The organism is uncultured Methanobrevibacter sp. (assembly GCF_902774605.1).
In the GTDB taxonomy this organism is placed as follows: Archaea; Methanobacteriota; Methanobacteria; order Methanobacteriales; family Methanobacteriaceae; genus Methanocatella.
On sequence record NZ_CACYJE010000074.1, the window covers coordinates 1 to 6882 of the forward strand.

Genomic DNA, 6882 nt, shown 5'->3' on the forward strand with positions numbered 1-6882 from the left:
CGTTAAAAACACTATCAGAATTAAAAAATAATTCTTTTCAATCTTTTTTTAATAATTATTTATATCATAAAGGACAATATAAGTTTACCATATTTTTTTAGGAGGAAAACATATTGTTCTTTAACACCAGAAAATCCATTATGATGATATTGATCATTGCTATAGTATGTTTGATGATTCCATTCAGCTTCGCTGAGGACAATTCCACGGATGATGATTTGGGATACACTATCGAGTTCGTATCCGATGACTGTTACTTCGACTCATCAGTTGAAAACGACACTGGCGACGGGTCTTTTGACAATCCATATAAATGCCTGACCGATGAGAGGGTAAGGGATAACACCGTCATTCACTTGAGGGATGGCGAATATAATTTCACCCCCTTGAAATCTAAAAACAACATCACCATTCATGGGGAAAACCCTGAAAAAACAATCATAAGAGGTAACGGTAGCGTGCTCATGGTGGACACTCGATTCACGCTTGACAACGTCACATTCATAAACACTCCAATCATGAACCGGGGCATAATGAACGCCACCAACTGCATATTCGAGAACGCCAACGCAAACGCAGTGAAGAATGACCTCTCGTATGGAGGTGCAGTCTATGCTGTTTCACATCAGCACGACACTTACCTCACCAATTGCCGATTCATCAACAATTCAGCCTATTGTGGAGGAGCCCTCTTCATTAATGGGGGACTGTTGCAGGCCATTGGCTGCAGCTTCATGAACAACACTGCATTGGGCTATGGAGGCGCAATAGCCTGCGAGAACCAATACGGTTCCAAGCCAAGGTTCAGGATAATCAATTCAATATTTGATGGTGATAAGTCAGTTAACAATCTGGGAGGAGCTATTTTTGCACAGTCATATGATTTTGCAGCAGCCAACATCACAATATCAAATTCCAAAGCCCAATCCGGTGCGGCCATCGCATTAATCGAATCAAACACTGAATTGAATTACATCATCATCCAAAACAGCACTGCCTCAAATGAGGGCGGAGCAATATTTGCCATTTACGGCAATTTGACTGTTGACAACTCTCATTTCAACAATAATGGTGCAGGCTACGGTTCAGCGATTTTCGCCAATGCATTGGAAAATCTGGTTTTGACAAGCAATATCTTTGAAAACAACCATGCAAGCAGAATCGGATTCATATACTCCCTCGCCAACAACAAGACATTCTTCAATTACAATTATTATGAAAACAATACCGGACTTGAATCAGAGGACATTTTCAAGGTCGACATGTTCAATGTATTCCTATCCGATGGCAATTACACATTGTTCACAACTGATGCCGATTTCACCGGGGACTTGCCTTATAAATACCTGTCACCCTTTGTAACCTCAGTCAAAAACCAGGTCAACGGCGGTAACTGCTGGGCGTTTTCAACATTATCCGCTCTTGAATCCGCTATATTCAAGGCCAGCGGATTGGAATTCGACCTGTCAGAGAACAATATGAAGAACCTCATGTCCAAGTACTCATTATACGGCTGGAACATGTCAGCTAATGACGGCGGCTATGATGACATGGGCATTGGGTATCTGACAAGCTGGCTTGGTCCGGTGCTGGAATCACAGGATATATATGATGATTACAACAGCGTTTCAGGTGCAATAAACCCATTGACCCATATCCAGAACATACTCTTCTTTAAAAGAAACGGATTCACCGACAATGATGAAATCAAAAGGACGATCATGAATTACGGAGGAGTGAGCACTGGAATTTTCATGACTCCTCATTACGATGAGATATTGGGCAAATATGTGCAGTACTACAATGGAATACTTCCTCCGAATCATGCGGTAACCATAGTCGGATGGGACGACAGCCTCATAATCAGGCAGGCTCCAGGCAGGGGAGCATGGATAGTTAAAAACAGCTGGGGTCCGAAATGGGGCGATGACGGATACTTCTACGTGTCCTATTATGATGTGAGCTGCGCACAGGTGGGTGTTGAGGAATCATGCTTCGCCATTGTCTTCAACGACACTGTTAAGTATGACAAGAACTACCAGTACGACCTGCCGGGCAAGACTGACTACTTCCTAAAGAACGCCAACGCTGCATGGTACAGGAACCGCTTCAACTCAACCGATGACGAGTACCTGGCGGCAGTGTCCACTTATTTCAGGCAAAACACCGATTGGGATTTGACAATCACTGTGAATGATGAGGTTAGGTTAACCAAAACAGGCCATTCAAGACCAGGGTATCAGACCATCGAGCTTGGAGAGTTCATTCCCCTTTTAAAGGGAGATGTTTTCGAGGCAATGTTCAAAATCAGTGTTCAGGGTGATGTTGGAGTTCCTATATCCGAGAAAATCAGCCTGAAAAATCATTTCTACGGCAAGAACATGTCATTCATTAGCTTTGACGGCAGCACATGGACTGACCTGTATGCTTTGGAGGCAACATACCCTAATCATTCTTACAATTCACAGGTTGCATGCATCAAGGCATTCACAATATTGGAGATTATAAACACCACATTGTCATTGGACATTGACTATAACGGCTACAATCCTGTGGTGATGACCGCTCATGTCATGAACCAGTACGGAAGGCCGGTCAATGGCGGAACCGTCACTTTCAACTTATCCGGTGAAATCATCAGGGTTGATGTGGATGGCGGCATTGCAAAGTTGACATATAATTTCGAGCGTGGAGTAAATGCAATCGACGTATGTTTTAATGCAATAGGTTATAACACTTCATCATTTAATCAATCAATATTTGTAGATAGGCATGATGTCAACATGACCTGCAATATCGATGTTGAAAGGGAGAACCTCAACGTTCATGTAAACATCTCAAAAAACGTGACAGGCAATGTCATATTCATGCTGGACGGTAAAAACCATACGTTCACATTGGTCAATGGATTATTGGACAGTGTATTGACATACTTAGATTACGGGGAGCATGAACTGACCGTAAGTCTTGACAGGAACCTTTTCGAATGCGACAGTCAATCATTCAACTTCACAATACTCGTCAAAAAGACAGCATTCTCCCTGCCTGACCTGACAACAGTAGACCACAGCGGAACACAATATAAAATAAGGCTGGCAGATTACATGGGTGTGCCGCTGAAGGACAAGCGGGTGACACTCACCCTAAACGGTCAAGGGATGACCGGCAAAACAGATTCCAATGGGGAGATGACAATACCAATTAGCCTAAAAGCTGGCAACTATAACATCAATGTGGAGTTTGCAGGCGATGAGGATTATGTCCAATCATCCTCTTCAGCCAAAATCACAGTCAAGGCTAGAATAATCGAAAACAGGGACGCAACAGGATACAATGCCTACAAGACAACCTATAGGTTCAGGGTCTATGATGACAACATGAAATTCTCCAAGGGCCTTAAAGTCAAGGTGACCGTCAACAAAAAAACATATACATTGAAAACCGACAGGAACGGATACGCCACACTATCGGTCAAGCTCAAGAAGGGAAGCTACACTGCAACTGTAGAGTACAAGGGATTCAAGGCATCAAACAGGATAACCGTAAAGCAGTCTCTGATTACAAAAAACAAGGCCTATAAAAAGGCAAGGACAATCAAATACACCGCCAAGCTATTGAACTCCAAGGGCAAGGCATTCAAGAACAAGAAGATCACCTTCAAAATCAAGGGCAAGGCATATAAGGTCAAAACAAACAGGAAGGGAATTGCCACATTAAAGCTTAAAAACATGAAAAAAGGAAAATACACCATCACAAGCAGTTACGGTAACGTTAAGGTTAAAAATAAGATAAGGATAAGGTAAAAGATACCTTATTTATTGGATTTTATTAGATTGCGAGCGGCCTTCAAATCGGTATTGTAGATGTGGCCTGAGGTTGAGTGGTAATGGACTCCGCCGAAGTTCAGCTTCTCGCCAATGATTTCCTTGTTGACTTCCTCCTTCATCTTCAAGCCAAGGTATGCTATGAAGAACATGTTTGAGTAGAATGCGCCGAAAATGTCATTGCTTCTGAAGATGCAGTGAATGGTCAATTCATTGTCCCTAACAATGCATTGGAGGAACTGAAGGCATGGAATGTCCTCACGGTCAGCATCCAGTTGAGGGTCGATTGTAACTGCCACTGCACGGTTTGAACCGGTAGCGGTCAATATCCTCTTTTTCATGGTGTTGAACTGGTCAACATCGAAGTGGGCGTAGATACGATTAGGATAAGTGTATACGAAGCCCTGGTCATCAGGGTTTTCAGCTGATTTCACATACTCGTAGAGTGCATCGCTTTTTATGGGATTGCCTTCCATGTCGAATTTTCCTGACTTGATGTCATTCAATAACTGTTCAGGGGTGTAGTGTTGGTATTTTGCCCTGAACTTCAGGTTGAACGGATCATCAATGATGTAGAAGTTTCCCAGACTTTCGACTAAATGATGATTTGAGTCTTTATATGTTTCTTTTCCACTTTTCAAGATTTTATCAACAAAATCTAAGTAGCATTGATTAATTGTTAACATAAGAATAGCACCTTTTTAAACTATTACTAATTATGTTTTTCAAGGTATATAATGATTAATTAATCTATGCTATGCACAATTTGATGGAGTCAAAAAAACACTGGGGCAAGGGAAAACGAAACTCATCTCAGGCCGGCCGGACATGATCACAATTCTATAAAAAATATCTCAGGCAATTAATTGATTGCATTATTTTCATATTAATTGTTATTTTTTTGAGGGGTTTTAAAAGTTTATTTTCCAATATTTTTAATTATTATGGGATTGTATAAATTATTTTCATATAATTATTATGACTGTATACATTTTTTTCTAATTCTTTTCAGTTATTGTCAAATTTCACGATTTTCATATCGATTTGTAAACTTTATATAGGATGTTATATAATGGTAGATTAACTATAATTTTTTTTACGTCTTATCTATAGTTAACAACAGTAAAAGGGGGTGAAAATCAAAATGAAAATAAAGACGACATTGCTTATAGGTTTAATATTTCTTGTTTTAATATCTTTAACGGCAGTTAACGCTAATGAAAACACTACTTTTGATGAAATATTAACTGTTGAAGACCCCCTCAATGAAAATATTCTTGCTGATGGAGGCGGTGATTTCAAAGAACTGTCCGAAATGGTGAATGGTGATGAAACCACACTAAACCTTGAAAAAAACTATAAGTACTCTCCCGGCGATGAGGCTTTAAGCGATGGGATAACCGTTTCAAAACCAGTAACAATTAACGGGAACGGCTATACGATAGACGCCTCAGGTTCCGCCAGAATATTCAATATCCAATCATCCAATGTTGTTATAAACAATGTGAGATTCATAAATGCGCATGCTTCCAATGAGGGAGGCGCATTAATAGTCACTGGCTCAAATGTAACAATAAACAATTGCACATTTGAAAACAACACTGCTGACGGCTCTGCAGGTGCGGTCTATTTTTCAGGAGCAAACGGAATAGTCAACAACACTATATTCAAGTCAAACACTGCCTCAACCAGCAGTGCAGGAGCATTGTCCTGGAGATCTGCTAAAGGAACACTTGAAAACTCCATTTTCGAGTCAAACCAGGCATACAATGCAGGTGCGCTATTTTGGGAAGGCACTGACGGGTTAATAAGAAACTCAACATTCAAGTCAAACGATGCCGCCGTGGCAGGCGCAATATACACTTACTCGAATGTTGTGATAGACAATTGCACATTCAAAAGGAATCACGCCAACGGCGGAGGCTCAATGTACATTGCAGGCAATAAGGCTACAGTCAAAAACTCGAATTTCGAATTCGAATCTGCTGCCTATGGAGGTTCCATATGGTTTTACACCCCAAATGTGGTGATTGAAAACTCCACATTCAAGTCATGCAAGGCTACAAGGGGAGGTGCAATATATGCAAATAATGAATACGCAACAATCCACAATTGCAACTTTGAAAACAACTCCGCAAGCAAGGGCGGTTCAATATATGTATCCAGCAACCACCTGACAGTCACAAATTCCAGCTTCCACTCAGACAGTGCGGTTTACCATGGAGGATCCATATTCTTCAATGCGAAAAACTGTAACATTGACGGCTGCAACTTCACCAACGGCTATGCTTCCGCAGGAGGTGGAGTATACCTTGTATATGATGACACTGACACTGGAGTTGTTTCGGGCAACTACATTTCAAATTCAAGATTCATCAACAACACTGCAAGATATGGTGGAGCGGGAGTTTCAGCAACAGGCAAATCAGTAATCAACAATTCAGTTTTCGCAAACAACAGTGCCGGAAATTATGGTGGAGCAGTCGATTTGACAAACTCCAAACTGATAAACTCCATACTTGAAAACAACACTGCCATATTCGGAGGAGCAATATTCATGTATAACTCGGATATTGCAGACTCGACATTCACAGGCAATCGTGCAACAGTCGGGGATGCGATGTACATTCTCAACATGTCCAATCTCGACAACAACATTGTTGGGGATGATGAAATATTCGTCAATGAGAAAGAGACACGAGGGATTGTGATAGGCAGTTCCGCTTCCAGCCACAATATCGCAAGCCTGATGGAAACGGACCAGGGCTACTTGGCATTTTGTGTTGAAAGATACAACACCAACCCATATGCAGGGGTCTATGACCATTCAATGGAGAAACTAAAGAACTCCATCAACCATGAGCCCGTTGGAGAATATCTTAAAATCCTGATATATAATTTTGTAGAGCATATTGATGACTTGAAGTCATCAGGATTCCATAATTATGTATGGGCATTTAGCGACGGAAAATACTGGGAGTCAGAGGATCCTATCGTTAAGGAAGTCATCAGAATCTATGACTCCGGCTTTAGAGTGCCTTCCCAAAACGCATGTAAG

The 6882-nt window shown here is 41.2% G+C and carries 3 protein-coding genes; 2 read left to right on the plus strand and 1 reads right to left on the minus strand.

Features of this window, described 5'->3' with window-relative positions; all coding sequences use genetic code 11:
- Positions 1–113: 113 nt before the first annotated feature.
- A complete protein-coding gene (locus QZU77_RS10035) occupies positions 114–3803 on the plus strand; it encodes a C1 family peptidase (protein WP_295603700.1) in 3690 nt (1229 codons plus the stop codon).
- An 8-nt stretch (positions 3804–3811) separates the two neighbouring features.
- Here the strand turns inward: QZU77_RS10035 and QZU77_RS10040 are convergent, their stop codons facing one another.
- Positions 3812–4510 (minus strand): thymidylate synthase, encoded by a 699-nt coding sequence (locus QZU77_RS10040; protein WP_295603702.1) that lies wholly within the window; start codon positions 4508–4510, stop codon positions 3812–3814.
- Positions 4511–4968: 458 nt separating this feature from the next.
- On the opposite strand from QZU77_RS10040, the gene QZU77_RS10045 reads away from it, so the two are divergent.
- A partial coding sequence (locus QZU77_RS10045) for a right-handed parallel beta-helix repeat-containing protein (RefSeq protein ID WP_295603704.1) occupies positions 4969–6882 on the plus strand: 1914 nt, incomplete at its 3' end.